Here is a 25,976-nt window from a genome sequence, read left to right on the forward strand (position 1 = left end):
CAATCTTCGCTTTTTTTGGGGAGAGACGCAAATATTTTTATTAGATGAGGGGAGGAGGTATGAGCAGTGCAGAGAAGCACTGCTCATCGACCCGTCGCTTTTTAAATGCTTCGGGCCGAGGGCTGGATATCAAGGCTACTTCAATTCACAGTTACATAAAACGTAAGCATGATTTGGATCATTGTAGCTTTGTAATGTTTCTAGCTCAGTTTGCAGTGCATTCAAGAACTGAAGACTTGGCGACAGTTTTGATGCGTTTACATCCGAGTCGGTTAGCATTTCGCCGATTGAGCTGTTAAAGATGCTTTGCAGCAACTGCTCTTCTTTAGTCAGCTCACGTTGTACTTTCCATACATCGTACTTGGCTTCGGCAATGCCTGCTTTTTCAGCTGCTGCGTTGATTGCATCTTTTAACGTTCCTAGCTCATCAACTAAGCCTAGCTCTTTGGCTTTAGCACCTGACCAAACACGACCCTGAGCGATTTTGTCGACTTCTTCAGGTGTCATGCCACGGCCTTCAGCAACAATGTTTAAGAAGCGCTGATAGCCTTTTTCGATGTTAACCTGAATGATATTTTTTACTGGCTCAGAAATACCACGACCTGTATCAATACCACCAGCTACTTCTGTAGTACCAACACCATCACGGTGAATACCCACCCAGTCCAGAGTCTTTTCGAATGTAGGAATCATACCGAAGATACCGATAGAACCTGTAATAGTGGTTGGACGAGCCCAGATCTGGTCTGCGTTTGCAGAAATCCAGTAACCACCGGAAGCAGCATAAGTACCCATGGATGCGATAACCGGCAATCCTTGAGCTTTGGCTTCTAACAGTTCCTGACGAATAACTTCTGATGCAAAGGCGCTGCCTCCAGGGCTGTCGACACGTAATACAATCGCTTTTACGTTCTTGTCTTTACGCGCTTTGCGAATTTTTGCTGCTACTGTGTCACCACCAATAGCGCCTTCTTTCTTACGGCCATCTTGAATAACACCTTTGGCTACGATTAAGGCAATTTTCTGGCTCTTAGGATTAACAAAAGGAACTGGAGGTTTAACTACCTTCAAGTAATCACGGTGGTGGATTTGCTTGTAAGACGTTTTCTTCTCATTTTCGCCGACCATGCCAATCATCATGTCACGGAATTGAGGACGAGTTTTTAAACCGTCAACCAATTTGTTGTTTACAGCTACTTGGCCCCACTCAGTGTCTCTATCCGACATTTCGCCTGCGAAGTTATCAACAAAGGTGTTGAAGTCTGCTAATTCGATATTACGCGCTGTTGCGATGTCTGCTTTGTAAGAACCCCAAAGGTCGTTCAAGTAAGCCAGATTTGCTTCTTTAGCGTAATCAGACATATCGTCACGAAGGTAAGGTTCTACTGCACTTTTATAAGTACCAACGCGGAATACGTTAACGGTTACTTTGGCTTTCTCTAACATTGATTTAAAGTAGGTGCCTACGCGGCTATAACCTTCAATAAATAGACCACCGTAAGGATGCAAGTAGACTTCGTCAGCCAGAGAGGCGATGTAGTATTGATTCTGAGAGAAGTAATCACCCATCGCATAGACTTTTTTACCACTGGTTTTAAAGTCATTGATAGCGTCGCGCAGGTCTTCCATCATCGAAGGACCAATGCTTACGATGGATTGAGGATAGATAACCAATGAAGTGATGCGCTTGTCGTCTTTTGCATTACGCAGAATTTCAATGAGGTCATAAAGGTTTTCTTCTGGTACACCGTCGTTACCAAAAGAGTCCTGCATGGCTTTTTGAATAGGATCGACGTATTTGCTCTGCTCAACGATGGCTCCTTTGGGCGCAAATACTAAGGCGGCCCCTTTAGGTACCTTCACTTTACTGTCACCGGAGAAAATCCCGATAAGAATAAACAATAATATAAGAAGGAAGATCAGGTTGAAAAATACACGTCGGGTAATATCCAGCCCGCTCCATAGGGTCGAGAAAAATCGGCCCGCTGCACTCGATGGTTTATCCACTTTAACTCCTGGTTTCTAAACATTATCCCCGTGCTTTTCAAAACGCAGGGGTGTTAGCTGCGCTTTGAAATACTTGGGTATAGTCAACATGTTGGGCGAAATTTAAGCGCTTTTCGACTCAAATCTCGTCGTTTCTTACTGAAGTAGCACTATAGAGTACTCTGATTCGTCAACTTCTTACAAAAAATAGCATTATCAAAATGTAATCAATTGTTATTATGCCGTGCATAGCGTGATGTTTTAACACTGGAAATCTGTTGCAAGCACTGATACAGTTTCTGCAAATTAAAGTGGTAGGACCAGCACTCAATGACACAAAATGCATATTTTCCTTCATTAATGAAGCCTTTGGATTTGGGATTTACCCAGCTAAAGAACCGAGTCCTTATGGGATCGATGCACACCGGCCTGGAAGAAGAAAAGGGCGGATTCGAGAAAATGGCCGCTTATTTTGCAGCCCGCGCCAAGGGTGGTGTTGGCCTGATGGTGACTGGCGGCATTTCACCAAATTATCGAGGACGTCTTGCACCTCATTCGTCTCAATTATCGAATCGTTTTCAGGTAAAAAAGCATCGCATTATTACTGATGCCGTCCATGCCGCAGACGGCAAAATCTGTCTGCAAATACTGCATGGTGGCCGCTATGCTTATCACCCTCTTAACTGCGGGCCTAGCGCGATAAAAGCCCCTATTAATCCTTTTAAGCCTAAGCAGCTATCTGATCGAGGTGTGCGTCAGACGATTCGCCATTATGTGCGTTGCGCCAAGCTGGCCCGAGAAGCTGGCTATGACGGCGTAGAAGTTATGGGCTCAGAAGGCTACCTGATTAATCAGTTTATCTGTTCTCGCACAAACAAACGTACTGACCAATGGGGCGGAAGCTACGAAAACCGTATCCGTTTTCCTCTAGAAATCATTCGTCAAATGCGCGAAGAGGTAGGAACCGACTTTATTATCATTTATCGCCTGTCGATGCTTGATCTGGTCGAAGACGGTTCTAGCTGGGAAGAAGTGGTTCAGCTGGGTAAAGCGATTGAAGAAGCTGGTGCGACCATCATTAATACTGGCATTGGCTGGCACGAAGCGCGAGTACCAACCATTGCAACTTCGGTACCTCGTGGCGGGTTCACCTGGATCACCCGTAAGATGAAAGAAGAAGTATCGATTCCTTTGGTCACCACCAATCGAATCAATACGCCAGAAGTGGCCGAAAGCATTCTTAATCAAGGTGACGCCGATATGGTGTCTATGGCGCGTCCTTTGTTAGCCGACCCTGATTTTATGCTTAAAGCTGCCGAAGGCCGCTCAGATAGAATTAACACCTGTATCGGTTGTAATCAGGCGTGTCTGGATCACGTCTTTAAGCAGCAACGTGCGACCTGCCTGGTTAATCCTCAAGCGTGTTACGAGACAGAGTTAGTGCCACAACCTCTGGCACAAAAGAAAAAGCTCGCTGTTGTAGGAGCTGGGCCAGCAGGGATGACCTTTGCTTTTGAAGCCGCCGATCGAGGCCACGATGTGACTTTATTTGACCGCAGCGATAAGCTGGGTGGTCAGTTAAATATTGCCAACCAGATCCCCGGTAAAGAAGAGTTCTATGAAATGTTGCGCTACTTTGAAGTTCGCTTAAAAGAGAGCAGCGTTAACATTCAGTTGAACACCGAGGTTAATGAAGAAGCCCTGCTTGACGCTGGCTTTGATGAAGTGATTCTGGCCACGGGGGTTGTGCCGCGTACACCTCCTATTGAAGGTGTTGATCATCCTAAAGTGATGAACTACATCGATGTGTTAAAACTGAAGAAGCCTGTTGGTGAGAAGGTTGCTGTTATCGGTGCGGGTGGTATCGGTTTTGATGTTTCTGAATACTTAACACACACGGGTGAGTCCTTGACGCTTCGACCCGAAGCCTGGATGAAAGAGTGGGGTGTTGACCGTAATTATGAGCATCCCGGTGGATTACTTGAGCAGAAAGTTGTTGAGCCGTCACCAAGACAGGTTTGGATGTTCCAGCGTAAAGAATCCAAAATGGGTAAGAACCTGGGTAAGACCACTGGTTGGATCCACCGTTCTTCGTTGAAACACAAAGGCGTAGAGATGGTTACTGGCGTTCAATACAAAAAAGTTGACGATCAGGGACTTCATGTCGAAAAAGATGGTGAAATCACCGTTTATGACGTGGATCATGTTATCTTGTGTGCAGGCCAGGAGCCTTTGAGAGTATTACAGCAAGGTCTTGAATCCAAAGGCATGAAAGTTCATCTAATCGGCGGAGCAGACGTTGCGTCTGAACTTGATGCAAAACGAGCGATCCGTCAAGGAACAGAACTCGCATTTGCTATTTGATACCCTGCTATAAATCTGTTAAAAAGCCAGAATATTACAATAAAATATTCTGGCTTTTATGATCACAGGCACCTTAAAAAAACTTAAATCGGACCTACAAGACACGGTTAATTATTGGCTACCCGTCGGCGAGCAAGATATTGCTCTTAACCCCTTGATTGGTCAGTCAATTCGATTAGAGCACACGGGCAATATCTATTGTCTTAACTGTCAAACCAAAACACGCAAAAGCTATGCGCAAGGCTTTTGTTTTCCCTGTATGCAAAAACTGGCTTCGTGCGATATGTGCATTATGAAACCAGAAACTTGTCATCATCATAAAGGTACCTGTCGTGATCCTCAGTGGGGAGAAGACAACTGTATGGTGCCGCACTATGTCTATTTATCCAACACGTCCGGCATTAAGGTTGGAATTACCCGACACACACAAATCCCTATTCGTTGGATCGATCAGGGCGCGACGCAAGCCATCCCAATCTTTAGGGTAAAAACTCGACAACAGTCTGGATTTGTCGAAACGGCTTTTAAAGATCTGATTGCTGATAAAACCAATTGGCGCGCTATGCTAAAAGGCAATGCGGAGCCAGTCGATCTGGCGACTCGAGCAAAACAGCTAAAAGAAGAATTGAAGACGGTCATTGGAGAACTTGAACAACAGTTTGGTGAGGGGTCTATTGAATCATTAGAGGATGAGAGTGTAGACATCAGCTATCCTGTTGAGCAGTTTCCTACCAAAATAACGTCACATAACTTTGATAAAAACCCCGTGGTTGAAGGAATTCTTCAAGGCATCAAAGGTCAATATTTGTTGCTGGATACTGGTGTTATTAATATTCGAAAATTTACTTCTTACGAAGTGAATTTTGATGATCAGTAGATTTGTTTTTAGTTTCTGGCGGCTTGATGATCAAAGGTTGATACGATGAAGCCTGAACCAAAGGATCTCAAGCCTGATTACTATCTGGATAATTTCAATCAGTTGATTGATTTTGTCCATCATCACTATGCTTCGATTTTAGAAGCCACAGAACGTCTTTTTTATCAAGAGTTTCAATCTTTGTCAGCAGACGCACAAAAGTTATTTGTGCGTCTGCTTATGCGTTCCAAGTCGATCTTTGTACTAAACAAACTTAAGTACGACGAAATTCTGGATATCGAAGACGCAGCTTCAGAATTAGTAACCTTAGGATGGGCTGAGTGGTTTAACAAAGAGGAGTATGCAGATTGGGTATCTCTGCTTACTAAAGCTGAACTGGTTGCTTTATTTTCTGAAAAAGCCTGGAGCAAACTTTCTCGTGCAGAGTTAGACGAAGAAGTTTATCAGCGTTGGGAGCAAGGACTGTTACCTGAGGCGCTGGATAAAGTCGCTATTCTTGAAGTGCACCACCAGGATGTATTCGATACCTATCGACTGCTGTTTTTTGGCAACTTGCATCAAGATCTTACGGATTTTGTTTTGCAAGACATTGGATTAATACGTTATGAATCTTATCCATTGTCGGCAGCGTCTTTACCTTTTAAAAGTTATCATCAAATAGAGCAGCATTTGCTGTGTTTTGCGTTGCTAGATGCTATTCATGAAGTAGAAGAGTGGGTAGAAGAAGCCGTTGAAGTATTTGTTAAAGAACTGCCTCCGCTGATAGAAGGTGACAGTGCACTAAAACGTCGTCGAGATCGAATTATTTTGGCGCTGGCAAGAGAGCTGGAACGACTTCAGGCATTTGAGCGTGCTGTCGAGGTGTATTCCTTGACGGATGCACCTCCCGCTTTCGAGCGGCGGGTTCGATGTTTGGAAAAACTCGGGCATTACGAAAGTGCCCTTAGTATTTGCCAAACTTTGCTTGCCCATCATAATGAAGAAGAGATTCAATTTGCTGAGTTTTTTCTGCCTAAGTTGCAAAAGAAGTTAGGCGAGTCAGTTACCAAAAAAGAATCCTATATTCCTGTAGAAGAATTGATGCAGTTGCCGCAACAAGAGTCCTCTGTTGAGCTCGATGTGGTGAATGCTTTAAACCGTGAAGGTGATGCTTACTGGGTCGAGAACTCTGTTTTTTGTGGTTTGTTTGCACTGGTGTTCTGGGACGTTATTTTTGCTGATATCGAGGGCGCTTTTTTTAATCCTTTTCAAGCCGCGCCTGCTGACTTTCATTTGCCTGAGTTTATATCCTCCCGTCAAGATTTAGTTGATTCAGCATTAGAACGATTGCAAAGCGAGCAAGTCTTCGAGTCCTGGTGTCGAGACATCTTTGAGCATAAACAAGGCGTTGCTTGTCGTATGATGCACTGGCCCTTGTTTGAAGAACAACACTTTTTCGAGCGGCTATTAGAACGAGTGCCACTTGAGCATATTCGAATCATTCTTATGCGAATTCTGAGAGATCGAAAATCGAATCGTTCGGGTATGCCTGATTTAATATTCTTTCCTGATGCTGGAGGTTACGAACTGGTCGAAGTAAAAGGGCCTGGTGACCGGTTGCAGAAAAACCAGCAGCGCTGGATGCAATATTTTGAGCAACATGATGTTCCGCATCGTGTTGTACGCGTTGAGTGGGCCGATGAGTGATGCCCTTGCTGTATCGATAACGGAAGTTGTCGCTTTTACCTGTCAGACTGGAGATATTGCAGCCCTTCATCAACGTGGGCCGAGTGCGAAAGAAGGCATTCAGGCGCATCAAACGGTGCAAAAAAAACGTGGCAAAAACTATCAAAGTGAAGTCGCCATTGAGGCGCACTGGCAAGTTGGAGAACAAACACTTCTGTTACGAGGCCGAATCGATGGTGTTTTGTTTAAATCTGCCGATGATCACGCCAGTTGCGAACTGGAAGAAATCAAGTCGATGTACGGCAAGCTCGAAGATCAGGCTGAGTCTTCTCGGGCTTTACATCTGGCGCAGCTAAAATTTTATGCCTGGATGTGGATGTCAAAGTATCAGTTGAGCGAGATATCTGCTCAGTTGACTCATTATGACATCAATGCCAGAAAAGAATATAACCAGAGCTTTCAGTTTGAGCTAGAAACACTGAAAGAATTTGTCGACGAAAAACTAAATCAATACTGGCAATGGTATTCGCGAGTGCTTGAGCATCGAAAGCAACTTCAAAAAAACTGCCAATCTTTAACTTTTCCTTTCTCTGAGTTTCGTACTGGCCAACGAGAAATGTCTGTCACTATCTATCATCATATCCGTGAACAGAAAAACTGCATGATTGAGGCGCCGACTGGCATTGGAAAAACCGTCAGTGCTTTGTTTCCGTCCTTCAAGGCGGTCGGAGAGTCGTTGGTAGAACAGGTGATCTTTCTAACAGCCAAAACATCTGGGCGTTTGGCTGCTTTTGATGGTATACAACTAATACGGCAACAAGGCATTAAAGCCAAAGCTTTAGTATTACAGGCAAAAGAGAAAGCCTGCTTTTGTTCTAAAGATAAAGCTTTTATTGTTGAAGGGCAGTGTTGTTTTCAGCAGGGGTTTTATGATCGTTTACCGGAGGCTTTGGTTGATTGCTTTCAGGCGGATAATCTTAATGAAGAGGCATTGTCGGCTATCGCAAAACAATACCAACTATGTCCTTTTGAACTGTCTCTCAAATTAGTTGAGTGGGTTGATCTGGTTATTGCCGATTATAATTACGTTTTTGATCCGGTTTCGGGGCTTAATAATTTAACAGGTGATAAATCGAAAAAAGTATTTTTGATTGACGAAGCCCATAATCTTATTGACCGTTCTAAAGATATGTATTCGGCTGAATTGAGTCAGGCAAGTGTAGAAAGCTTGGCAGAGACAAAGTCAGTGTCTGTTTCTTTACGCCAAACCGCAGCAAAAATTGCGCGTTTGCTGGACGGAATAGATGATGAATCGTCAGTTGAGCAGTTAAGTGAAGAAGATGAGGCATTATTGGTGGCTTTATGTCGACAACATGTGAGCCAAATTGCACATGCAGCGACTAAAAAGCCGCTGACGGACGAAGTTGTTAAATGGTTAAAGTTGTTGGTTCGCTATTTGGTCATTGATGAGTTAGCGGGTGAGCATCATCAATATTTTGTGGAGCAAAACGTTTCTGGACTGTTGGAGCAAAAGACACTACGTCGTCGTTGCTTGAATGCGTCTGAGTATATTGCGCAGCATTTAGCAAATCATTCTCATGCGATGTTTTCGGGCACATTAGGGCCTGACCGTTTTTTTCGCCAAAGCTTAGGCATTGATGACGAAACAGCTCGAGTGAATCTTCCCTCGCCATTTTCTACGCAACAAAGCTGTGTCTTAATCGCGCGTCATATTGACACGCGCTATCGGCAACGCCCTTTTTCTGTAGGAGCTATTGTTGATTGTATTCTTGAAGTCAAACAGGCCAAGCTCGGGAAATATCTGGTTTGCTTCCCCAGCTACGTATTTATGCAGCAGGTTTATGAACTGTTTGTCGAAAAACATGGCGACAAAGATCTATGGTTACAAGAAAGAGACGCCAACGATCAAAGTAAAGCGGAGTTTATTCGTTCATTAAGTGAGGCGGAACAAGGGATTGGCTTCGTTATTATGGGAGGAAGTTACACCGAGGGTATCGATTTTAAGGGCGATGCTTTGCATGGGGTGTTGATCGTGGGTACTGGCTTGCCACAGATTGAACCTATTCGTGATGCCATTAAGATGGATTTTGAGCAGCAGGGTTTTAATGGATTTGATATGGCCTATCGGTTTCCTGGTTTACAACGAGTGTTGCAAACTGCAGGCAGGGTAATACGCACAGAAGAAGATAGAGGCTTGATCTTGTTACTGGATCAGCGCTTTATGTCTGCGGATTATCGACGTTATTTTCCATCACAGTGGCAACCCCAATTGTTTTCTGAAGCTATGCAATTGCGTCAACACCTCGAGCACTTCTGGCAACAAAATTAGTTGTACTTTCGTTCTACTGAGCGAACCAATGTTTCTATTAAACGAAAACAGGGTGACGAATAAGTTAAAAGAGATAGAGTCATACAGATTGATGATAGAAGCTAAGGAGTCGCCATAATGAGAATTGATAAGTTGTTGTGCCTAATTTGTGCTGTTTCTATTGGCAATGTGCTTGCCTCAGATACCATGCTCAGCGTAACCAACTATGTTCAGGTCAAAGATAAACATTTTGCCGAAGCTCGATATTACTACCAGAAAAATTGGCTCAAGTTACGGCAGGCTGCTGTTGCTGAAGGTATGATCCACAGCTATCGATTGACCGAAATCGCGCCGGAAGAGGAAGTGCCTTTTCAACTGGTGCTAGAAACCGTGTTTCGGGATCAACAGCAATATGATGCAGCAGAAAAGAATTTTCGTCGGTTAATAGACCGTATGCAGCCCAACGGACCTCGCTTGCTGAACGAGCTGAAGAGCAAGCAATTTCGCAAGATTCTATATACCAGCAAAAAGGCGAGTACCATTGGTGGCTAACTAAGCTTAACCTAACTCACTGAATTTAATGGAAATAATTAGTCATTCTAATTGAGTTGATCCAAGTCAATCTCAAGAAGAAGACAAAAGCCGATTAATTTTTTATAATACGCGCCGTTTTAAGCTCCGGATTTACGGTCCGACTCGCATAAAAGGTAAATTATCTATGTCTCAGTACGTTGTATGTGCTCTGTATAAATTCGTTCGTCTTGAAGAATTTGAATCCATTCGTGAACCTTTGTTAACCGTGATGCTTGATAATGAAGTTCGTGGAACTTTATTACTGGCACGAGAAGGTATTAACGGTACCGTAGCGGGTAGTCGCGCTGCTATCGATACTTTACTCGCCTGGATAGATAAAGTGCCTCATCTTGATAACATCGTTACCAAAGAGTCTTACTGTGATACTCCTCCCTTTAAGCGTTCGAAAGTGAAGCTTAAAAAAGAGATCGTTACTATGGGTGTGGAAGGTATTGATCCCAATCAGGTGGTGGGTACTTATGTAAAGCCAGAAGACTGGAATGCGCTGATCAGCGACCCAGAAGTATTACTGGTCGACACTCGTAATGATTATGAGGTTCAGGTAGGCACCTTCGAAAATGCCATTAACCCCAATACTGAGACCTTCCGAGAGTTTCCCGATTATGTAAAAGATAATCTTGACCCAGAAAAACATAAACGTGTTGCTATGTTTTGTACGGGCGGAATTCGCTGTGAAAAATCAACCGCTTACCTGAAAGAGCAAGGCTTCGAAGAGGTTTATCACCTTGAGGGCGGTATCTTAAAATACTTGGAAGATGTGCCAGCAGAAGACAGCATGTGGAAAGGCGAGTGTTTTGTATTTGATGATCGTGTAACGGTTAACCATGAGCTGGAGAAAGGCAACTACGATCAATGCCATGCCTGTCGCATGCCTATCACCGAAGCGGATAAAGAGAATGAGAAATACCAGCAAGGTGTGAGCTGCCATCACTGTTTCGACACTATTTCTGACGAAGACAAGGCGCGTTTTTATGAGCGTGAAAAGCAGATTCAATTAGCCAGAAAGCGCGGTGAGGTTCATATCGGCCACGAAGTGACTGAGACCATCAAACATCGAAAAGAAGAGAAGCAACAGCGTAAATTAGAGCAACAGTCTTAAGATTGTTGTTCTTTTTATAGTCAGGATCAAAAAAGCCAGCTTAATGCTGGCTTTTTTGTATCTCAACAGAGACAGTCAATTAAGCGCGGCTTTTACGAGCTGCTAAACCTAGTAGACCTAAAGCGAAGATTGCTAAAGTTCCAGGAGTTGGAACTGGAGTAATGTCGCCAACAACTTTAACGTTGTCTGTGTCAGTACGGAAAGTGAAAGTGTTACCTGAAGTCAGGTAGTTACCGAAGCTAACAGTTAAAGTAGTGTACAAGTCACCGTAGAAAGTGTCGTTCAAAGAAACCTGGTTTGAGTAACCGAAGTGAGCAGACAGGTTGTTCTGAGAGCTGCTTACGTGAGTAGGACCAGAAGGATTACCTGGACCACCACGAGCTGAATCTGGAGTAGAATCAAAAGTGTACAAGTAATCAAATAAAGTGTCACCAGGACGACCGTCGATGATTAACGCTGCAACGTCTAAAGTGGTTGCGTTGTTGAAATCCCAGTTGCTGCTGAAAGTAGAACCGCCTGAGAAAGACAGAGTCCAATCAGAACCAGTGGCAGAACCGAAGTTGTCGCCATCTACGCCTGAGTCAAAGCTAACAGTTTCAGATGAACCATTAGAAAACTGAACAGTGATCTGCATACCGTTCATGTCGTCGCCACTAGTAGTGTAAGTGTCTACACCAGAAGTGTCATAACTGATCCCTGCGTCTACGTCGTGAGTTACGGTTACCGGAACAGCGAAAGCTGCTGAGGACATCAACATTAGGCCTGAAGCCAAGCCAAACAACTTATTACTCATTTTATTTCCTATATCTTAAAAATGGTATATCTGGAGTTGCTATACATAGCATGAAGTGTGCCAACTTTATCACGCTGTAAGTTATTGATTTTAAAAGGGCTGATTAATGGTATAAATATTGCTGTCAAAAAAGCTGACATCTTTTATACAAAATTGATACCAAAAGTGTGAATATGTCACAATTTCAAGCGCTTAGAAATCACTTTCGCGTTGTTAATTGACTTGTTCCGGGCCGATTGGCTAGATTAAATCTTTATTCTTATGGAGAGCTCAGGTGTGACTCAAATTAGATTGGCTTTGATGGCTGACGTAAAAGTTATTTATAAGCTTATTCAGCGTTCGTCGCGAGTTATTGGACTAGAAGATTATACGTCTGAGCAAATAGAGGCAGCGCTTCAGTCTGCATTAGGCCTGGATACTCAATTGGTTGAAGATCAGACTTACTATGTTATAGAGGATGGTGACCGATTGGTGGCATGTGGTGGCTGGAGCTTCCGAAAAACGCTATTTGGTAATGATAAAGAAGGAGGAAGGGATGCGGGAAGAATTGATCCTGTTGAGGGAGCTGCCAGAATACGGGCTTTCTTTGTCGATCCAGACTATGCACGACGGGGCTTAGGTACTCTGCTACTGACCACCTGCGAAAATGCAGCGATAGAGCATGGCTATCACCAGCTTGAGTTAATGGCAACGATGCCCGGAAAGCGTCTTTACGAGCGGTTTGGTTACATAGCGGCAGAAACGATTGAATACGATTTGGGCGAGGGGTTAACGATACCTTTTGTACCCATGACTAAAAAAGTAATGGAGTGATAATGCAAAAGTCGACAATGAGCATTGCTATGGCTGGTTTGATGGGGTGTCTTACCGTTTTACCTGCCAAAGCTGATGAAAAAGCGGTGCGTTCTTTTATTGATGCCTTTAATAAGAAGCAAACTAAGGCTATGTTGGCTATGGCGACACCAGATATTCGTTGGATGAGCGTGATGCATGAACATTTGTCTGTTGAAACTAAAGGCCGCAGTGCATTAGGTAAAGCTATGGATGGTTACTTTAAACATTATCCTAAGGCAAGCTCGTCGCTATTAGATATCAGTAGCCATGGCCCCTTTATTCACACCGTAGAAAAAGCAACATGGCAACAAGAGGGGAGTGCCAAGTCACAATGTAGTCATGCCATCTATGAGATGGAGCAAAAGCAAATCAAAAGTGTGTGGTATTTTTCTTCTTACGCTTGTTAGTCAAAGTTCTGTTATTTTATGGCAACACCCTTAATGTGTTGCGTGCTGGGTGAGCAGGCTTTCAGGCTGGAGTAGTTAACCTTTTGAAAATTAAAATCCAGTAGTGTTTGCGGTAGATCGAAAGTAGTAAGGCGTTCGGCTGGTTTTTTTAAATAGGCTTGAAAACAATGAAAGGGACTCAACCAGTGAGGCCGCTTATGAGTGGCTTTGGGTTGGTGCTCCAAAAAAACAAAACGACCGCCTTTTTTTAATACTCGATAGGCTTCTTTAATTGAGCGACAAACATCTTGTACAGAACATAGCACCAGTGTGCTGACCACAGCGTCGAAACTGTTGTCATCAAATATCAACTCTTCGGCATTGCCTGCCACGATCAAAGCATCACGAAAAGGTAGCTGGTTTAACTTTTGATGAATATATCCATGTTGCGATATGTTCGGCTCAAGGCCAAGCCATCTGATGTCTCTGGAATAGTGCAACAAATTGGTCCCATAGCCTGGACCAATTTCTAGAACGTCTCCGGTTAATGGCTTAAGCAATGAGTTTTTATCCCAGCCGTAGATTTTTTCTGAGCGAACTTCATCTTGTGTCATAAATACACTGTAGTCAGCTCTGGGTAGGCGTTGGACAGGTTTTGTCACAGTTGTCCTCCTGACATTTTCTATCCGTTATTAAGCTCCTTTACGAAGCGAGGTAACAAGCGTAGACCATGATTGTGTCATTTTAAATGATAAAGTGAGATAAAAGGGTGTTAAATATCTCCTCTTGATTTCGCATTTTGCTATTTATGTTATGAGGCGTTGTGAAATTTGATCGCAGCGACTTTTCGACTTATCGGTTTTTGCTTGTTTCTTTTTAGATGTGGGTGGGAGTATGTCGTTTTATTTTAAATGCGACAGATACTTAGTGGCATAACATACACAGTTGGTTACACTAAAGAGCGACAGGCTTCAAAAGCCGAAAGATATTTGATGTTAGATTATGCGACTGCGACCACCACATTATTCTAAGAACAATCAGCGACAGGACCAAAACAATGATAGAACTGACCATCAATGGAAAAAAGCAACAGCTTGATGTTGAGCCAGATATGCCTTTGCTATGGGCAATTCGAGATATAGCCGGATTGACAGGCACTAAGTTTGGTTGTGGTAAAGCGCTCTGTGGAGCTTGTACGCTTCATCTTGATGGTGTGGCTATTCGTTCTTGTGTAACACCAGTGTCTTATGCCGCGGGCAAGTCAATTACAACGATTGAAGGTCTGGGTGCCGAAAAGATGCACCCATTGCAACAGGCCTGGATTGATCACAGTGTTCCTCAGTGCGGTTATTGTCAGTCGGGACAACTTATGCAGGCAGCATCTTTGTTGGCACAAAATAATAATCCCAGTGACAAAGAAATTGATCAGGCGATGAGTGGTAACATCTGTCGTTGTGGAACTTACCCTCGTATTCGTGCAGCGATAAAAGATGCTGCTAAAGCCACTCAGTCCTAATAGCAAGGAGAGCACTATGTCGACGGTTTTAAAAATGGATCGCCGTGAGTTTTTGAAAGGCGTAGGGTTAAGTTCTGGTGCATTAACTTTAGGTGTAGCGATTCCCACTGGCTCTGTTTTAGCAGGTGCGAGCAGCAATGGGACTTTTCATCCTAACGCGTTTGTTTCGATCGATAAGACGGGGCTGGTCACCATCATTGCGCACCGCTCAGAGATGGGGCAAGGTTCTAAAACAGGTCTACCCATGATTGTGGCAGACGAAATGGAAGCTGATTGGAATCGAGTGAGTGTTAAACAGGGCCTGGCCGACAAGGCTTACGGAAGCCAAAACACGGATGGTTCACGCAGTATTCGTCGTTTTTATCAGCCGATGCGCAAAGTGGGTGCGACAGTTAAAGATATGTTATTAACGGCGGCGGCTCAAACCTGGAGCGTTGATAAAAAAGATTGCCTGGTTGCTAATCATCAGGTTACTCACAAGCCTTCGGGCAAGTCCTTGCATTTTGGGCAACTCGTCGGCGTTGCGCAAACACTTCCGGTACCCAAAGACGTTACCTTAAAACCAGAAAAAGAATTTCGCTATGTAGGCAAAGATGTACCGATAGTTGACCTTGAAGATATGGTTACGGGTCAAGGCGTTTATGGTATCGATGCTCATGTTGATGGCATGCTCTACGCTCAGATTGAACGTTGTCCTGTTTATGGCGGCACGGTAAAAAGTTTTGACGCCAGCGCTGCGCTAAAAGTGAAAGGGGTGCGTGAGGTTTTTGTTATCGAGCACAAAGGTATTCCAACCCAGTTTGCCAGTGTCGGTGGGGTTGCAGTGATAGCCGATAATACCTGGGCTGCAATCAAAGGTCGTCAACAACTCAAGATAGATTGGGATATGGGAGAGAATCGTGTTTACGATAGCAGCTCCTATCGCCGTCAACTGGAGCAGGCCGTCAACAAACCGGCTAAAGTGGTGCGCAAAGAAGGTGATGCCACTGCTGCATTAAAAGCGACAAAAAAACGCATTACAGCTGATTATTATTTGCCTGCTTTAGTCCATGCTCCCATGGAGCCTCCAGCCTGTGTTGCCTGGGTGCAAAAAGATAAAGCTCAGGTGTGGGCCTGTGTTCAAGCACCTCAAGGTGTACAACAGGTGGTTGCTGGTGGTACTGGGCTCAAGCCAGAACAGGTTGAAGTGAATGTAACTCTGCTTGGTGGTGGGTTTGGTCGCAAATCAAAGCCGGATTTTGTTTTTGAGGCGGCGGTGATTTCCAAGCGTATTGGCAAACCCGTTAAGCTCAACTGGACTCGAGAAGATGAAGTGAAGCATGGTTATTATCACAGCGTCAGTGCTCATCATCTGGAAGCCGCCATTGATGATAATAAAGTATCGGCCTGGTTACATCGAAACGCTCATCCATCTATTAGCTACACCTTTGATAAAAATGCTGAACACGCATCTGATGGCGAATTAAGTTTAGGGTTTGCGGATCTTCCTTTTGCGATTCCTAACATACAGCACGAGAATGGAGCCATAAAAGGTCATACCCGTATTGGTTGGCTGCGTTCGGTTTCTAATATATTTAACGTATTTGCCAGCGGTGTTTTTGTTGATGAGATCGCCGCGGCTCGAAAGAAAGACCCCGTTGATAATTTACTTGAGTTGATGGGCCCCGACCGTCATCTTTCTTTTGATGAGTCTGGTTTTAAGTTTTCAAATTATGGAGAAAACATTGAGCAGTACCCTTACGATATTAAGCGATTGAAAGAGGTCACACGCCGCGCAGCCAAAAATTCTAACTGGAAAGCCAAGACAAAGGAGGGTAACGGCAAAGGCATTTGTGTTTATCGTTCTTTCTTGAGTTATATCTCGATGGTGGTGGATGTTTCTGTTCAAGATAAAGAGTTAAAGGTCAATAAAGTCTATTGCGTTGTTGATTGTGGCCGCGTTGTTAATCCAGATCGTGTTCGCTCACAAATGGAAGGCTCCATTATCTTTGGTTTGTCTCTTGCTTATTATGGCAAGATTACGGCGAAAGAAGGTGCCATTGAACAAAGCAATTTTCATGATTACCCGTTGCTTAGAATTCCACAGACCCCAGAAATTCATATTGAACTGGTACAAAGTGAAGAACTGCCCACGGGGGTTGGAGAGCCTGGCGTACCACCGGTTGCTCCTGCATTAATCAATGCGATTTTTGCTGCAACAGGTGAGAGGATCCGTGAGCTGCCTTTAAACCAGCGTTTCTCGGTATAGAACCGTGGCTGAGGTATCTTCAGAAGATAATGTGGGTGCCTTTTATCGAGATCGAGTGATGAAGTTGAGTCGCTCGTCTCGATATCGAGGTGTTCCTACAACCTATGAATACAAAAAAGACGCGGTCAATCATTATTGCGGTGACGAACTCTGCTTGTATCTGACTTATGATGCAGACAAAGTGTCTTTGCATTATGAAGGTGAAGCCTGTGCCATCTGTTTAGCCTCATCGGCTTTAATGGCAGAGCATATCAACGGTTTGACGCAACCACAGGCGCAACAGATAACGGAGCAGGTGTTATCTTGCCTGTCACAACAACAAGATGTTGAGCTGGGTGAAGAATTTACTTACTTTGTTGAAAAAGTAAGAAGTTTACCCGTTAGAATTCAATGTGCTTCTTTATGTTGGAATGCGCTGCATCCCTTATTAAATTCTCTACCAGAGGATCAACCTTCTGGTGATTGACGAATAAGTATTATGAACCACCTATTACCTATCCTGAAACAGTTTTGCCAGTTGGCAAAACTGCAAGAGCCATTTGTTCTCGCTACATTGCTGCATAAAAAAGGTTCCACCTATCGGCGCGAAGGCGCTCGTATGATTATTCGTCGTGACGGAAAAATAAGTGGATTGATCAGTGGTGGTTGTTTCGAAGCGGATTTGCAGTTGCATGCAAGGCAGGTGTTGGAGTCTGGTGACCCCTTAGTGATTGAATACGATCTCATGAACGACGATGATCTGATCTGGGGCATGGGAGCAGGGTGTAATGGCGCGATTTTGGTTTTGTTGCAGCCGATGCAGTCGGCGCAGGACTATCAACCTTATTGCGATCTCTATCAGCAACTGGCATCAGGTCGCAGCGTTTGGTGCCTTAAGCGATTAGACACCACAGATGACCATCATCTTGAGGTGTCGACACAGGTATTTGAGGACTGGGCGCAATTAGAAGTCTCTGTGCCGCGAGAGGTGTTACAAAAGCTCCCGAAGGAGAGTTACAAGCCTGCTTATCAATCGCATCAAAGTTGTCACTATTATATTGAGCGTTTGCAACCTGCGACTCACTTATTGATAGCCGGCGCTGGGCCAGATGTTATGCATCTTGTGCAGTTGGCTTTACCACTGGGATGGCGCATCACTATTATGGATCATCGTCCTGCATTTTTAGATGCGTATAAAGCCTTGCCTGTAGAGTGCATTAAAACGAGACCTGGTGCAGCAAAAGCATTGTTACAGGATAGTCATATCGATTTGGCCATGGTGATGAGCCATCATCTTGAAACGGATGAACAGTATCTTAAGTTACTACAAGCGTTGCCCATTACATATATTGGATTGCTGGGGCCTGCGGGACGACGTAATCAGATGCTAAAACAACTTGATCTTTCTTTAGCGGATTTTGCTGGCCGATTGTTTAGTCCCGTCGGTATTGATATGGGAGCAGAGTCTCCAGAAGAAATTGCGCTATCGATTATTTGTGAAATGAAAATTGTTCTTGCGGGTACCTCGGGCCAATCGTTGCGAGAAAAACAACGAGGCATTCATGAGTGAGCTGAGTGTTGTCATACTGGCTGCGGGCAATTCCAGCCGACTCGGGCGACCTAAGCAGTTGTTGAAGTATCGAGGACTAAGTCTGATAGAGAGAGCATGTTGTCAAGCATTAAGGATCACAGACCGCGTATCGGTGGTTACCGGGGCGAGTGCAGAAAATATTGCAGATGCATTGCAAGAACTACCAGTAAAGTTAATTCACAACACCCGCTGGCAAGAGGGAATGGGTAGCTCAATTGTCACCGGAGTCAGTGCTGACACGGGCTCTTCTGGGATGTTGTTAATGTTATGTGATCAACCCTTAATATCCGATGACCATTATGTGGCTTTAGTTCAGTGTTTTAATGAAAATCCTCAGAGCATTATAGCTTCATCCTATAAGCAGGTTATCGGTGTTCCTGCGATTTTCCCCGCTCGACTTTTTACATCCTTACAGGGGCTTTCTGGTGCAACTGGAGCCCGTAAAATTATTCAGGAAAACCTTGATTCACAGATATCCATTGATTGCCCACAAGCAGCTATTGATATTGATGTAGAAGCTGACGTAGAATCTTGGTTAGTTTAAGGATGACTAACCGACTCACGGATTGATTCGTTTTTATCTTCATACCTTAAAATGGCTATGGTGCCAAACTGATTGGTTTCTATCTATACTGTTATAGTGCTTGTTGCTCTTGAGTTATACCCGTCGCCTTTCAATGTGCAGCGGTGTTGGCTGCGCGTACTCACCCCAATCACTTAGTGTGTCTAAGTTCAGGGGATTCGCTTGCTGGCCGTCTATCTGCATCTTGAAATACTTTGGGTATAGATATCTTTGTTGTGATTAAAGGCTATCGATCGAGGGATGAAGAGTTATATATAGGTTTTAATTATGGAATTACTATTTTTAGGTACATCATCCGGTGTGCCGACTAGAACTCGTAATGTTTCGGGATTGGCTGTGATACCTGACGGTGGGCGTCGCTGGTTTCTCGTCGATTGTGGGGAGGGAACACAGCATCAAATTCAGCGCACTTCACTTTCGTTGGCGCAGTTAAGTACTATCTTTATTACCCATGTTCATGGTGATCACTGCTTTGGCTTACCTGGTTTATTGGCCAGTGCGTCAATGAGTGGACGGGATCGGCCATTGACCATTGTGGGACCATCAGGATTAGAAAAAATGATACGGACTATTCTTGATGTTTCACAAACACGATTTACTTATGAGCTAAAGTTTATTGATGTTGAACAAATTTTGTCGGCCAATTTGTTTGAGCGAACCATGGTGGACGCCTTTGCGCTTTCTCATCGAGTAGAATCTTATGCCTATCGGTTTACAGAGAGTTTTGTTTCTCGCAGTTTAGATACGCAAAAGTTGCTGCAAGAAGGGATCGAAAAAGGCGCTATATGGGGGCAGATCCAACGCTCAGAAACAGTAACACTGGATGATGGGCGAGTGCTTGAATGCAAAGATTATTGGTTGCCATTACAAACGCCGCGACAAATTGTGGTGGGCGGAGATAATGATACGCCTGAGTTATTGAGTGAAGCCTGTGAGAAAGCTCAAGTGTTGGTTCATGAAGCAACTTATACTCAAGACATTGCAGATAAAGTTGGCCCGGCCCCGCAGCATTCATCGGCGAAACAAACCGCTACATTTGCGCAGTCACTGCAACTTAACAATCTGGTGTTAACGCATTTTAGCCCACGTTATGTTGAAGATGAAACAGCACTCATGTCGATTCAATGTATCTACAAAGAAGCCGAAGCTGTTTATCAAGGTCGATTGTTTTGTGCAAAAGATTTCGCGCATTATCGCTTGAAGTCGGATGGAGACTTAATTCAGTTGGATTAGGCCTATAGGCCCTAATAAATAGTGTTTTCGGGTTAAGGAAGAACCCGAAAATGGAATACTAAGGAATGATGAGAGATGGATAAAAAGTTATTGATTTTGGATATTGATGAAACCCTGTTGTTTGCAACATCTGAACCTCTATCGCAGAAAAAGGTCGACTTTATGGTCGGCCCTTACTCTATTTATTTGAGGCCTTTTTTATATGAGTTTTTAGCAGAGGCGAGTCAAAATTATAGAATAGCTTTGTGGACCGCATCATCAGAGTCGTATGCTCACCGCATTGTCGAGCAGATTTTTAAAAATCGTTTTGAACTGGAGTTTATCTGGGCAAGGAAGCGATGCACCTTGAGATTTGATCCCATACATTACGAGTATTTTTATCTTAAGAATTTAAAGAAACTAAAGCGTAGAGGTGAGTTGTTAGAGCAGATTATTATGGTTGATAACACGCCGCGTAAGTTAATGAAAAACTATGGTAATCTTGTTGCCATTCCATCGTTTGAAGGCGAGTCTGATGATGAGGCATTACTCTATCTATCTCATTATTTGCGCATTTTGGCGAATGCTTCTAATGTAAGAGTAATAGACAAGCGAGGGTGGATAACGAAGGTGAAAAATCAGCAAGCCGACAACCTGGCTCAAGAAAAATAAAAGGGAGGATTTTTTATGCGCTATACCACGGTTGTTGATATCAATGTAGGTCGAGATCGATTAATTGAGCTGTTTGATAGTTCGGAAAACATGAAAAAGTGGCAGCCGGATTTAGTGAGCTATGCTCAAATGTCTGGCGAGCCAGGGCAGGTCGGCGCCAAAATGGAATTGGTCTACAACATGAACAACAAAGAGTACAAGCTTGTAGAAACCATCACCATAAAAAACTTCCCAGAGGAATTTGCGGCGACTTACGAAACAGACAAAATGTGGAATCTGGTTACTAATCAGTTTTATGTGCTGGATGATGAGCGTACACGTTGGGAGAGTGTTTCGGAGTTTAAGTGCCAAGGATTTATGCGCATTATGGCATTTTTGATGCCCTCAATGTTTAAGAAGCAAACACTCAAAATGATGAACAATTTCAAAGCTTTTGCCGAAGAAGCCAAGTAAACCTGCCTTAGAATCATGAGCCAATACTCATTAGTTGGCTCATAGTTTACCTTATAATTCAATTAGTTAGTCTTTATCTTGTATTTTTGTTAAACAAAAGTCTTGCGCATACATACTGTTTGTCATACAGTATATGAAAAATACTATGTGGCATACAGTAATATGGATGAGCAAACGATATACGAAAAAATGCGACTGGAGTTGCGCCGAGGTGTGTTGGTTCTCGCCGTACTCAGCCAATTGCAACAAGAGCATTATGGGTATTCATTACGTAAGAATTTGGCCGACAAAGGCGTGGATATTGATGAAGGTACTTTGTACCCATTGATTCGCCGCTTGGAAAAGCAAGGATTGTTGCAAAGTGAGTGGCGGCAGGACGACAAACGCAAGAAGCGTTTTTATCAATTGTCAGAAGCTGGAGAGCAAATGCTTGAGCGTTTACAGAAAGAGTGGTTTGAGGTCTCGTCGACTCTGTCATCATTGTTAAAAGGAGCATGATATGAAATTAATTCAACACTATGTCGATACGGTAGCGAGTTATTTATCGAGTGAGCAGCGCGATGATATTTCTGCTGAGTTATACAGCTCTTTAAGTGAGCAGTACGAAGAACAGTGTGAGGATCAAACACAACTGGAGGATCTGAGTTACCAGGAGGCATTTTTACAAACACTAGAGCATCCTCTAAAAGCGGCCAGCCACTATTCTGAACATCAGTATTTGATTGGTCCCAATGTGTTTCCTGCCTATTGGCATGTATTAAAAACCGCAGCCTATGTTTTCTTTGCCTTATTTCTGGTGCTGTTGGTTGTTGATATTGTGACGACTTCGAAAGTGGTTGATCATATTGCCGATTTATTTCCTGGCTTTTTTTCTGGGATGTTAATGGTATTTGCATTGGTGACAGCAGTGTTTGTTGCTATCGAACGAACAGGACAAAAACTTAAATGGTTTGATGAGTGGGAGCCCTCCAGTTTAGTTGGGTCGGAGCTCATTCAGTCTCGAAGTTCAACGGTTTTTAATCTGGTTAGTGAGTTGGTGGTTTTAATCTGGTGGAATGATTTAGCTTCTTTTACGGATTGGTTATCTAAATACTCTGGTGTGGGATTGGAGTTAACGCCTCAATGGCAGGCAATGACTGTTGTGATTAATCTATTACTCATTACCGGCATTCTTTGGTATAGCTACCGATTAGTTCAAGTTCGTTGGACTAAGAAAGGGGTGTTATTTGAATCTCTGCTCAATCTGGTTTGGATTATACTGTTGTTAACTGCCATTTTAGGAACCCCCATGTTTGTAATACCCGAAGACTTTTCGCTGGTTGCTCATTTTGATCAAGCCGCAGAATGGATGGCGCGTACTATCCAGGTGAGTCTGGGAATCATAGTTGCAATATTAGGTTGGGAGACTTTCGAACTGTTTAAGAAGTATCAGAAGTGTCGCTAGTTGGAATCAGATAGGATAAAATAGACAGGTGATGTAAAGGAGACTACATCGCCTGTTCAGGATCTAGATGTCCTAATTTTCAAGGATCATTAACGCAGAATATTTAGGAGAAAAAATGCCGGTTGAAGTTCAGCAAGTCGATATTACTCAGTTGTCTGTTGATGCTATTGTGAATGCTGCTAACGCTTCTTTGTGTGGTGGTGGCGGCGTCGATGGTGCGATCCATCGAGCTGCTGGGCCTGAGTTGTTAGTCGAGTGTCGAGGGTTAAGAGGCTGCGAAACAGGGAAAGCTAAAATAACGGCCGCCTATAATCTATCCGCGAAACATGTCATACATACCGTCGGACCCGTCTGGTATGGAGGGAGAAGAAATGAAGAAAACCTTTTAGCCAGTTGTTATCGAGAAAGTTTGCTTTTGGCTCAACAACATCAACTTAACTCAATCGCTTTTCCGGCTATTAGTTGTGGGGCTTATCGGTTTCCTTTAGAGCAGGCCTGTAAAATTGCTGCGCGAGAAGTGAAACGATTTTTAGTACAAGACAATGATTCAATGATGGTCATCTTTGCCTGCTTTGATAGCAGAACAGAAACTGTTTTGCGAAAAGAAGTGGGGTGACGTTAGAACAAGAAATACCAGCTGAGACTTACTCAGCTGGTATACAAAGTCTTAATGACGAACGCCTTCAACATTCAAGTCAATAATAACCTGAGTAGAAGCCGGTCCTAATTTACCTTTAACTTTGTAGTCCGCCATAGTGATGGTGGTGGTGCCCTGAAAACCAACACGGTAGCCACCCCATGGATCTTTACCTTCGCCAATTTTAGTCGCATCGATAGTGATGTTTTTGGTTACACCGCGAAAGGTGAAGTCGCCTTTTACTTCTAACTTATCATTGCCTAAATCTTTAATAGAAGTACTCACAAAAGTTGCTTTAGGGAAAGCTTTTACTTCTAAGAAGTCAGCGCTGCGTAGGTGTACGTCACGTTTAGCGTGATTACTATCAACGCTGTTTGTATCAATCTCGATGCTGATTTTTGAGGCTTCAGGCTTAGCTTTATCCCAGTCAAATTTACCTGAGAATTTGTTAAAGCGGCCATGTAGCCAGCTGTAACCTAAATGCTTAATTTTAAAGTTGATGGATGCGTGGGCGCCTTGCATATCAACAACGTATTCGGCTGCTGATGCAGATGCGCTGATTGCTGCGACGGCAACAGCCGTTAAGAGAGATTTAATTTTCATTTTTATACCCCTTTACGAGTAGCTTATTTTATTAAATGATAATCGTTTGAATGTTAACAATGGGAACTGTACCTGACTAGCGAAAGGACAGCCAGGAAGAATTCATCATTTTTTAAAAGGTTTTAACATTCTTTTAAGTACTTCATTCTTATGAACAAAGTGGTGATAGAGAGCCGCCACTGCATGAATGAGAGCCAGCCCAATGAGTGAATAAGTGAGATATTTATGCCAGATCCCCAGTGTATCAGCCTGGTTCTCAATAACACCATTGAGAGCTGGAACATTAAACCAATCTAATACGACAATAAATTCTTTGTCTTCTGAGGCAATAATGAAGCCCGTTATCAGGGCGGCCAGTAGGAGCAGGTATAACAATCGATGGGTCCATTGGGCCAAAAGGGCGGTTATGCCAGTCTCAACAGGAGATATTTTGGGTTGTGCAGAGCGCCATATCAGTCTAAGCAAGGTAAAAAATAGCACCAGAAGACCCATTCCTTCATGGAGCCACTGAGAACGGTTATACCAAGTGTGGTAGTAGTCGAGCTCAACCATCCAAAAGCCCAGGCCAAACAAAAAAATGACTGCCAGGGCTGATAACCAATGAAAAAGAATGGAGGTCCACCCATAACTACTGTTGTTGTCTTTCCACATACTTTTGCCGAATAGTTAACCTAAATCATATTAGAAGAAGCTAAAGTAAAACGCTTTGTACACCTTTATTTATCAGGGCTTCGGAGCGACTGCTTAGCCTGCGCTAAATTAACCAAGCTGCGTAGGAAAGACAATCAAAAATCCGTAAAAGTCGACGGAATGCGACAAAAAACGGTTTATCGCTCATTCATTTTAACCCTTTTGATTGCATCGGTGTTTTTTTGTTCGGAGTTAGCCGTGATGGCCCACGTGAACAAACAAGACTGCCTATTAATTAAGTAGTAAGGGGAGCCAAGAGACCGATAGCATTGTGAGTTATTATGACTTAGGTTGATTTTTCACCCTAATTTGGATAATAAGTAATCTTAATTAATATAGAACGAATAAAATCAAAGGGATAGGTATGAAGAAGGCATGGCCATTGTGTTTGTTTGGGGCTGTCTGTGTATTAGCTCCGTTATCTCGATGTTAAACGATTTTTTTATTAAGTAGGCGCAACTTTTTTTCGAGAGATGTTACTTAGTTATGTTTATCTTAGTGTTTTGTACAATTAGTGTACAAGTGCTAAGAGTGGGGTAAACGAACTGTTAGTGTGGGCAAGAATGAAATCTTTATTTATTTCGGTCTATATGATGTTACTGATGCTGGCTCCAATTCATGCATCCTACTTCATTATCAGCGATTTTTCGTACGTGTGGATTGTAGTGTTAGCGGCTACTTTGCCCATGCTTATTTTTTTCTTATCGATTAATATGACACCGTATTTTTCGACCTATAACCTAAACCTGACACCTTTATATGTGTGGGAAGTGGCTACGGCTATTCTGCTATTGGCCGTGGGCTATTTAACGGGGCATTGGTTAGTCGGGATCTATTATGGTATTGGTGTTACCTTAATTGGCAGCGGTCTCTATATTTATTGGTACTCAAAACTTGAGCGGGGTAGCAATAACATATTAAAGGTCGGAGCCAGATTGCCAAATTTTGAGCTTAAAGATATTGAAGGGCAAAGTGTTAGTTTTAGGCAAGCCTTTGAAGGGATCACCTTAATTGTTTTTTATCGCGGTAATTGGTGTCCTATCTGTATGGCTCAGATTAAACGTCTGGCAGAAAATGCCAAAGAGTTTAGGGAGCGCGAAGTGGATGTTGTTCTGGTAAGCCCGCAACCTCCAAGTTATACCTTTGCTTTAGCCAAAAAATTAAAAGTGCCTTTCTACTTTTTGGTCGATGAAGAAAATAAAGTCGCGCAGCAACTAAAGATATCTTCAAAAGAAGGCATGCCAAAAGGGATTGAGTTATTAGGCTATGATAGCGAGACGGTTTATCCGACGGTGATTCTGACGGACAATGATGGTCAGATTTTTTATGTCGATTTAACCGATAACTATCGAGAACGACCTGAGCCCGTATCTTTTATTGATGAAATTGATCGACATTACGCCATCTCATAAGTCCGATTC

The 25,976-nt window shown here is 43.3% G+C and carries 25 protein-coding genes; 20 read left to right on the forward strand and 5 right to left on the reverse strand.

Annotation, left to right across the window (positions count from 1 at the left end; all coding sequences use genetic code 11):
• Nucleotides 1-135: 135 nt before the first annotated feature.
• Entirely contained in the window at nucleotides 136-2,007 is a 1,872-nt protein-coding gene (gene sppA / locus NH399_RS16080) for a signal peptide peptidase SppA (RefSeq protein WP_253041848.1), read from the reverse strand.
• Between the two features lie 309 nt (nucleotides 2,008-2,316).
• Here sppA and NH399_RS16085 point away from each other — a divergent pair, with 309 nt between their 5' ends.
• From NH399_RS16085 to NH399_RS16110, 6 genes are all read left to right on the forward strand, one after another.
• Nucleotides 2,317-4,350: an NADPH-dependent 2,4-dienoyl-CoA reductase gene (locus NH399_RS16085; RefSeq protein WP_253041850.1), complete on the forward strand. Its 2,034-nt coding sequence runs from the start codon at nucleotides 2,317-2,319 to the stop codon at nucleotides 4,348-4,350.
• A 58-nt stretch (nucleotides 4,351-4,408) separates the two neighbouring features.
• A complete protein-coding gene (locus tag NH399_RS16090; RefSeq protein ID WP_253041852.1) occupies nucleotides 4,409-5,227 on the forward strand; it encodes a DUF2797 domain-containing protein in 819 nt (272 codons plus the stop codon).
• A gap of 45 nt (nucleotides 5,228-5,272) precedes the next feature.
• Nucleotides 5,273-6,913 (forward strand): VRR-NUC domain-containing protein, encoded by a 1,641-nt coding sequence (locus NH399_RS16095; protein WP_253041854.1) that lies wholly within the window; start codon nucleotides 5,273-5,275, stop codon nucleotides 6,911-6,913.
• Complete coding sequence (locus NH399_RS16100; protein WP_253041856.1) at nucleotides 6,906-9,242, forward strand: ATP-dependent DNA helicase; 2,337 nt, start codon at nucleotides 6,906-6,908, stop codon at nucleotides 9,240-9,242. Before NH399_RS16095 ends, NH399_RS16100 begins: the two co-directional genes overlap by 8 nt.
• A 117-nt stretch (nucleotides 9,243-9,359) precedes the next feature.
• Nucleotides 9,360-9,773: a hypothetical protein gene (locus NH399_RS16105; protein WP_253041857.1), complete on the forward strand. Its 414-nt coding sequence runs from the start codon at nucleotides 9,360-9,362 to the stop codon at nucleotides 9,771-9,773.
• A gap of 166 nt (nucleotides 9,774-9,939) precedes the next feature.
• A complete protein-coding gene (locus NH399_RS16110) occupies nucleotides 9,940-10,914 on the forward strand; it encodes a rhodanese-related sulfurtransferase (RefSeq protein WP_253041858.1) in 975 nt (324 codons plus the stop codon).
• A 79-nt stretch (nucleotides 10,915-10,993) separates the two neighbouring features.
• Here NH399_RS16110 and NH399_RS16115 read toward each other — a convergent pair whose 3' ends face one another.
• Entirely contained in the window at nucleotides 10,994-11,707 is a 714-nt protein-coding gene (locus NH399_RS16115) for a PEP-CTERM sorting domain-containing protein (protein WP_253041860.1), read from the reverse strand.
• A gap of 276 nt (nucleotides 11,708-11,983) precedes the next feature.
• On the opposite strand from NH399_RS16115, the gene NH399_RS16120 reads away from it, so the two are divergent.
• Together NH399_RS16120 and NH399_RS16125 are read left to right on the forward strand one after the other, a co-directional pair.
• Nucleotides 11,984-12,520: a GNAT family N-acetyltransferase gene (locus NH399_RS16120; RefSeq protein WP_253041862.1), complete on the forward strand. Its 537-nt coding sequence runs from the start codon at nucleotides 11,984-11,986 to the stop codon at nucleotides 12,518-12,520.
• A gap of 2 nt (nucleotides 12,521-12,522) precedes the next feature.
• Nucleotides 12,523-12,948 carry a nuclear transport factor 2 family protein gene (locus NH399_RS16125; RefSeq protein ID WP_253041864.1) on the forward strand — a complete coding sequence of 142 codons (426 nt, stop codon included), beginning with the start codon at nucleotides 12,523-12,525 and terminating at the stop codon, nucleotides 12,946-12,948.
• A gap of 11 nt (nucleotides 12,949-12,959) precedes the next feature.
• Here the strand turns inward: NH399_RS16125 and NH399_RS16130 are convergent, their stop codons facing one another.
• Entirely contained in the window at nucleotides 12,960-13,589 is a 630-nt protein-coding gene (locus tag NH399_RS16130) for a methyltransferase domain-containing protein (RefSeq protein ID WP_253041866.1), read from the reverse strand.
• A gap of 395 nt (nucleotides 13,590-13,984) precedes the next feature.
• Here NH399_RS16130 and NH399_RS16135 point away from each other — a divergent pair, with 395 nt between their 5' ends.
• From NH399_RS16135 to NH399_RS16185, 11 genes are all read left to right on the forward strand, one after another.
• Nucleotides 13,985-14,443, forward strand: coding sequence for a (2Fe-2S)-binding protein (locus NH399_RS16135; RefSeq protein WP_253041868.1), 459 nt, complete (start codon nucleotides 13,985-13,987; stop codon nucleotides 14,441-14,443).
• Between the two features lie 16 nt (nucleotides 14,444-14,459).
• Nucleotides 14,460-16,691: a molybdopterin cofactor-binding domain-containing protein gene (locus NH399_RS16140; protein ID WP_253041871.1), complete on the forward strand. Its 2,232-nt coding sequence runs from the start codon at nucleotides 14,460-14,462 to the stop codon at nucleotides 16,689-16,691.
• A gap of 4 nt (nucleotides 16,692-16,695) precedes the next feature.
• Nucleotides 16,696-17,157 carry an iron-sulfur cluster assembly scaffold protein gene (locus NH399_RS16145; RefSeq protein WP_253041873.1) on the forward strand — a complete coding sequence of 154 codons (462 nt, stop codon included), beginning with the start codon at nucleotides 16,696-16,698 and terminating at the stop codon, nucleotides 17,155-17,157.
• Nucleotides 17,158-17,169: 12 nt separating this feature from the next.
• Nucleotides 17,170-18,240 (forward strand): XdhC family protein, encoded by a 1,071-nt coding sequence (locus NH399_RS16150; protein ID WP_253041875.1) that lies wholly within the window; start codon nucleotides 17,170-17,172, stop codon nucleotides 18,238-18,240.
• The gene (locus tag NH399_RS16155) at nucleotides 18,233-18,805 is read left to right on the forward strand and encodes an NTP transferase domain-containing protein (RefSeq protein WP_253041877.1); all 573 of its coding nucleotides are present in this window, start codon (nucleotides 18,233-18,235) and stop codon (nucleotides 18,803-18,805) included. The genes NH399_RS16150 and NH399_RS16155 overlap by 8 nt, the downstream gene beginning before the upstream one ends.
• Nucleotides 18,806-19,111: 306 nt before the next feature.
• Nucleotides 19,112-20,077: a ribonuclease Z gene (locus tag NH399_RS16160; RefSeq protein WP_253041879.1), complete on the forward strand. Its 966-nt coding sequence runs from the start codon at nucleotides 19,112-19,114 to the stop codon at nucleotides 20,075-20,077.
• 75 nt (nucleotides 20,078-20,152) lie between these two features.
• Nucleotides 20,153-20,728: an HAD family hydrolase gene (locus NH399_RS16165; protein WP_253041881.1), complete on the forward strand. Its 576-nt coding sequence runs from the start codon at nucleotides 20,153-20,155 to the stop codon at nucleotides 20,726-20,728.
• 15 nt (nucleotides 20,729-20,743) lie between these two features.
• The gene (locus NH399_RS16170) at nucleotides 20,744-21,181 is read left to right on the forward strand and encodes an SRPBCC family protein (RefSeq protein ID WP_253041883.1); all 438 of its coding nucleotides are present in this window, start codon (nucleotides 20,744-20,746) and stop codon (nucleotides 21,179-21,181) included.
• Nucleotides 21,182-21,328: 147 nt separating this feature from the next.
• Nucleotides 21,329-21,679, forward strand: coding sequence for a helix-turn-helix transcriptional regulator (locus tag NH399_RS16175; protein ID WP_253041885.1), 351 nt, complete (start codon nucleotides 21,329-21,331; stop codon nucleotides 21,677-21,679).
• A gap of 1 nt (nucleotide 21,680) precedes the next feature.
• Complete coding sequence (locus NH399_RS16180) at nucleotides 21,681-22,625, forward strand: hypothetical protein (protein ID WP_253041887.1); 945 nt, start codon at nucleotides 21,681-21,683, stop codon at nucleotides 22,623-22,625.
• A 115-nt stretch (nucleotides 22,626-22,740) separates the two neighbouring features.
• A complete protein-coding gene (locus NH399_RS16185) occupies nucleotides 22,741-23,241 on the forward strand; it encodes an O-acetyl-ADP-ribose deacetylase (protein ID WP_253041889.1) in 501 nt (166 codons plus the stop codon).
• A 51-nt stretch (nucleotides 23,242-23,292) separates the two neighbouring features.
• On the opposite strand, the gene NH399_RS16190 is transcribed toward NH399_RS16185, so the two are convergent.
• Together NH399_RS16190 and NH399_RS16195 are read right to left on the reverse strand one after the other, a co-directional pair.
• Nucleotides 23,293-23,865: a YceI family protein gene (locus NH399_RS16190; protein WP_253041891.1), complete on the reverse strand. Its 573-nt coding sequence runs from the start codon at nucleotides 23,863-23,865 to the stop codon at nucleotides 23,293-23,295.
• A gap of 105 nt (nucleotides 23,866-23,970) precedes the next feature.
• Nucleotides 23,971-24,516 (reverse strand): cytochrome b, encoded by a 546-nt coding sequence (locus tag NH399_RS16195; protein ID WP_253041893.1) that lies wholly within the window; start codon nucleotides 24,514-24,516, stop codon nucleotides 23,971-23,973.
• 602 nt (nucleotides 24,517-25,118) lie between these two features.
• Between NH399_RS16195 and NH399_RS16200 the strand changes: the two genes are divergently transcribed.
• Nucleotides 25,119-25,967, forward strand: coding sequence for a peroxiredoxin family protein (locus tag NH399_RS16200; RefSeq protein ID WP_253041895.1), 849 nt, complete (start codon nucleotides 25,119-25,121; stop codon nucleotides 25,965-25,967).
• The last annotated feature ends 9 nt before the right edge of the window (nucleotides 25,968-25,976 follow it).

The organism is Pleionea sp. CnH1-48, assembly GCF_024124665.1.
In the GTDB taxonomy this organism is placed as follows: Bacteria; Pseudomonadota; Gammaproteobacteria; order Enterobacterales; family Kangiellaceae; genus JAMXSB01.

Excerpts from the sequence above, each read along its gene's own strand:
- NH399_RS16085 (WP_253041850.1), top strand. The coding sequence starts at position 2,317 with ATGACACAAAATGCATATTTTCCTTCATTAATGAAGCCTTTGGATTTG.
- NH399_RS16090 (WP_253041852.1), top strand. The coding sequence starts at position 4,409 with ATGATCACAGGCACCTTAAAAAAACTTAAATCGGACCTACAAGACACG.
- NH399_RS16095 (WP_253041854.1), top strand. The coding sequence starts at position 5,273 with ATGAAGCCTGAACCAAAGGATCTCAAGCCTGATTACTATCTGGATAAT.
- NH399_RS16100 (WP_253041856.1), top strand. The coding sequence starts at position 6,906 with ATGAGTGATGCCCTTGCTGTATCGATAACGGAAGTTGTCGCTTTTACC.
- NH399_RS16105 (WP_253041857.1), top strand. The coding sequence starts at position 9,360 with ATGAGAATTGATAAGTTGTTGTGCCTAATTTGTGCTGTTTCTATTGGC.
- NH399_RS16110 (WP_253041858.1), top strand. The coding sequence starts at position 9,940 with ATGTCTCAGTACGTTGTATGTGCTCTGTATAAATTCGTTCGTCTTGAA.
- NH399_RS16115 (WP_253041860.1), bottom strand. The coding sequence starts at position 11,707 with ATGAGTAATAAGTTGTTTGGCTTGGCTTCAGGCCTAATGTTGATGTCC.
- NH399_RS16125 (WP_253041864.1), top strand. The coding sequence starts at position 12,523 with ATGCAAAAGTCGACAATGAGCATTGCTATGGCTGGTTTGATGGGGTGT.
- NH399_RS16135 (WP_253041868.1), top strand. The coding sequence starts at position 13,985 with ATGATAGAACTGACCATCAATGGAAAAAAGCAACAGCTTGATGTTGAG.
- NH399_RS16140 (WP_253041871.1), top strand. The coding sequence starts at position 14,460 with ATGTCGACGGTTTTAAAAATGGATCGCCGTGAGTTTTTGAAAGGCGTA.
- NH399_RS16150 (WP_253041875.1), top strand. The coding sequence starts at position 17,170 with ATGAACCACCTATTACCTATCCTGAAACAGTTTTGCCAGTTGGCAAAA.
- NH399_RS16155 (WP_253041877.1), top strand. The coding sequence starts at position 18,233 with ATGAGTGAGCTGAGTGTTGTCATACTGGCTGCGGGCAATTCCAGCCGA.
- NH399_RS16160 (WP_253041879.1), top strand. The coding sequence starts at position 19,112 with ATGGAATTACTATTTTTAGGTACATCATCCGGTGTGCCGACTAGAACT.
- NH399_RS16165 (WP_253041881.1), top strand. The coding sequence starts at position 20,153 with ATGGATAAAAAGTTATTGATTTTGGATATTGATGAAACCCTGTTGTTT.
- NH399_RS16170 (WP_253041883.1), top strand. The coding sequence starts at position 20,744 with ATGCGCTATACCACGGTTGTTGATATCAATGTAGGTCGAGATCGATTA.
- NH399_RS16180 (WP_253041887.1), top strand. The coding sequence starts at position 21,681 with ATGAAATTAATTCAACACTATGTCGATACGGTAGCGAGTTATTTATCG.
- NH399_RS16185 (WP_253041889.1), top strand. The coding sequence starts at position 22,741 with ATGCCGGTTGAAGTTCAGCAAGTCGATATTACTCAGTTGTCTGTTGAT.
- NH399_RS16190 (WP_253041891.1), bottom strand. The coding sequence starts at position 23,865 with ATGAAAATTAAATCTCTCTTAACGGCTGTTGCCGTCGCAGCAATCAGC.
- NH399_RS16195 (WP_253041893.1), bottom strand. The coding sequence starts at position 24,516 with ATGTGGAAAGACAACAACAGTAGTTATGGGTGGACCTCCATTCTTTTT.
- NH399_RS16200 (WP_253041895.1), top strand. The coding sequence starts at position 25,119 with ATGAAATCTTTATTTATTTCGGTCTATATGATGTTACTGATGCTGGCT.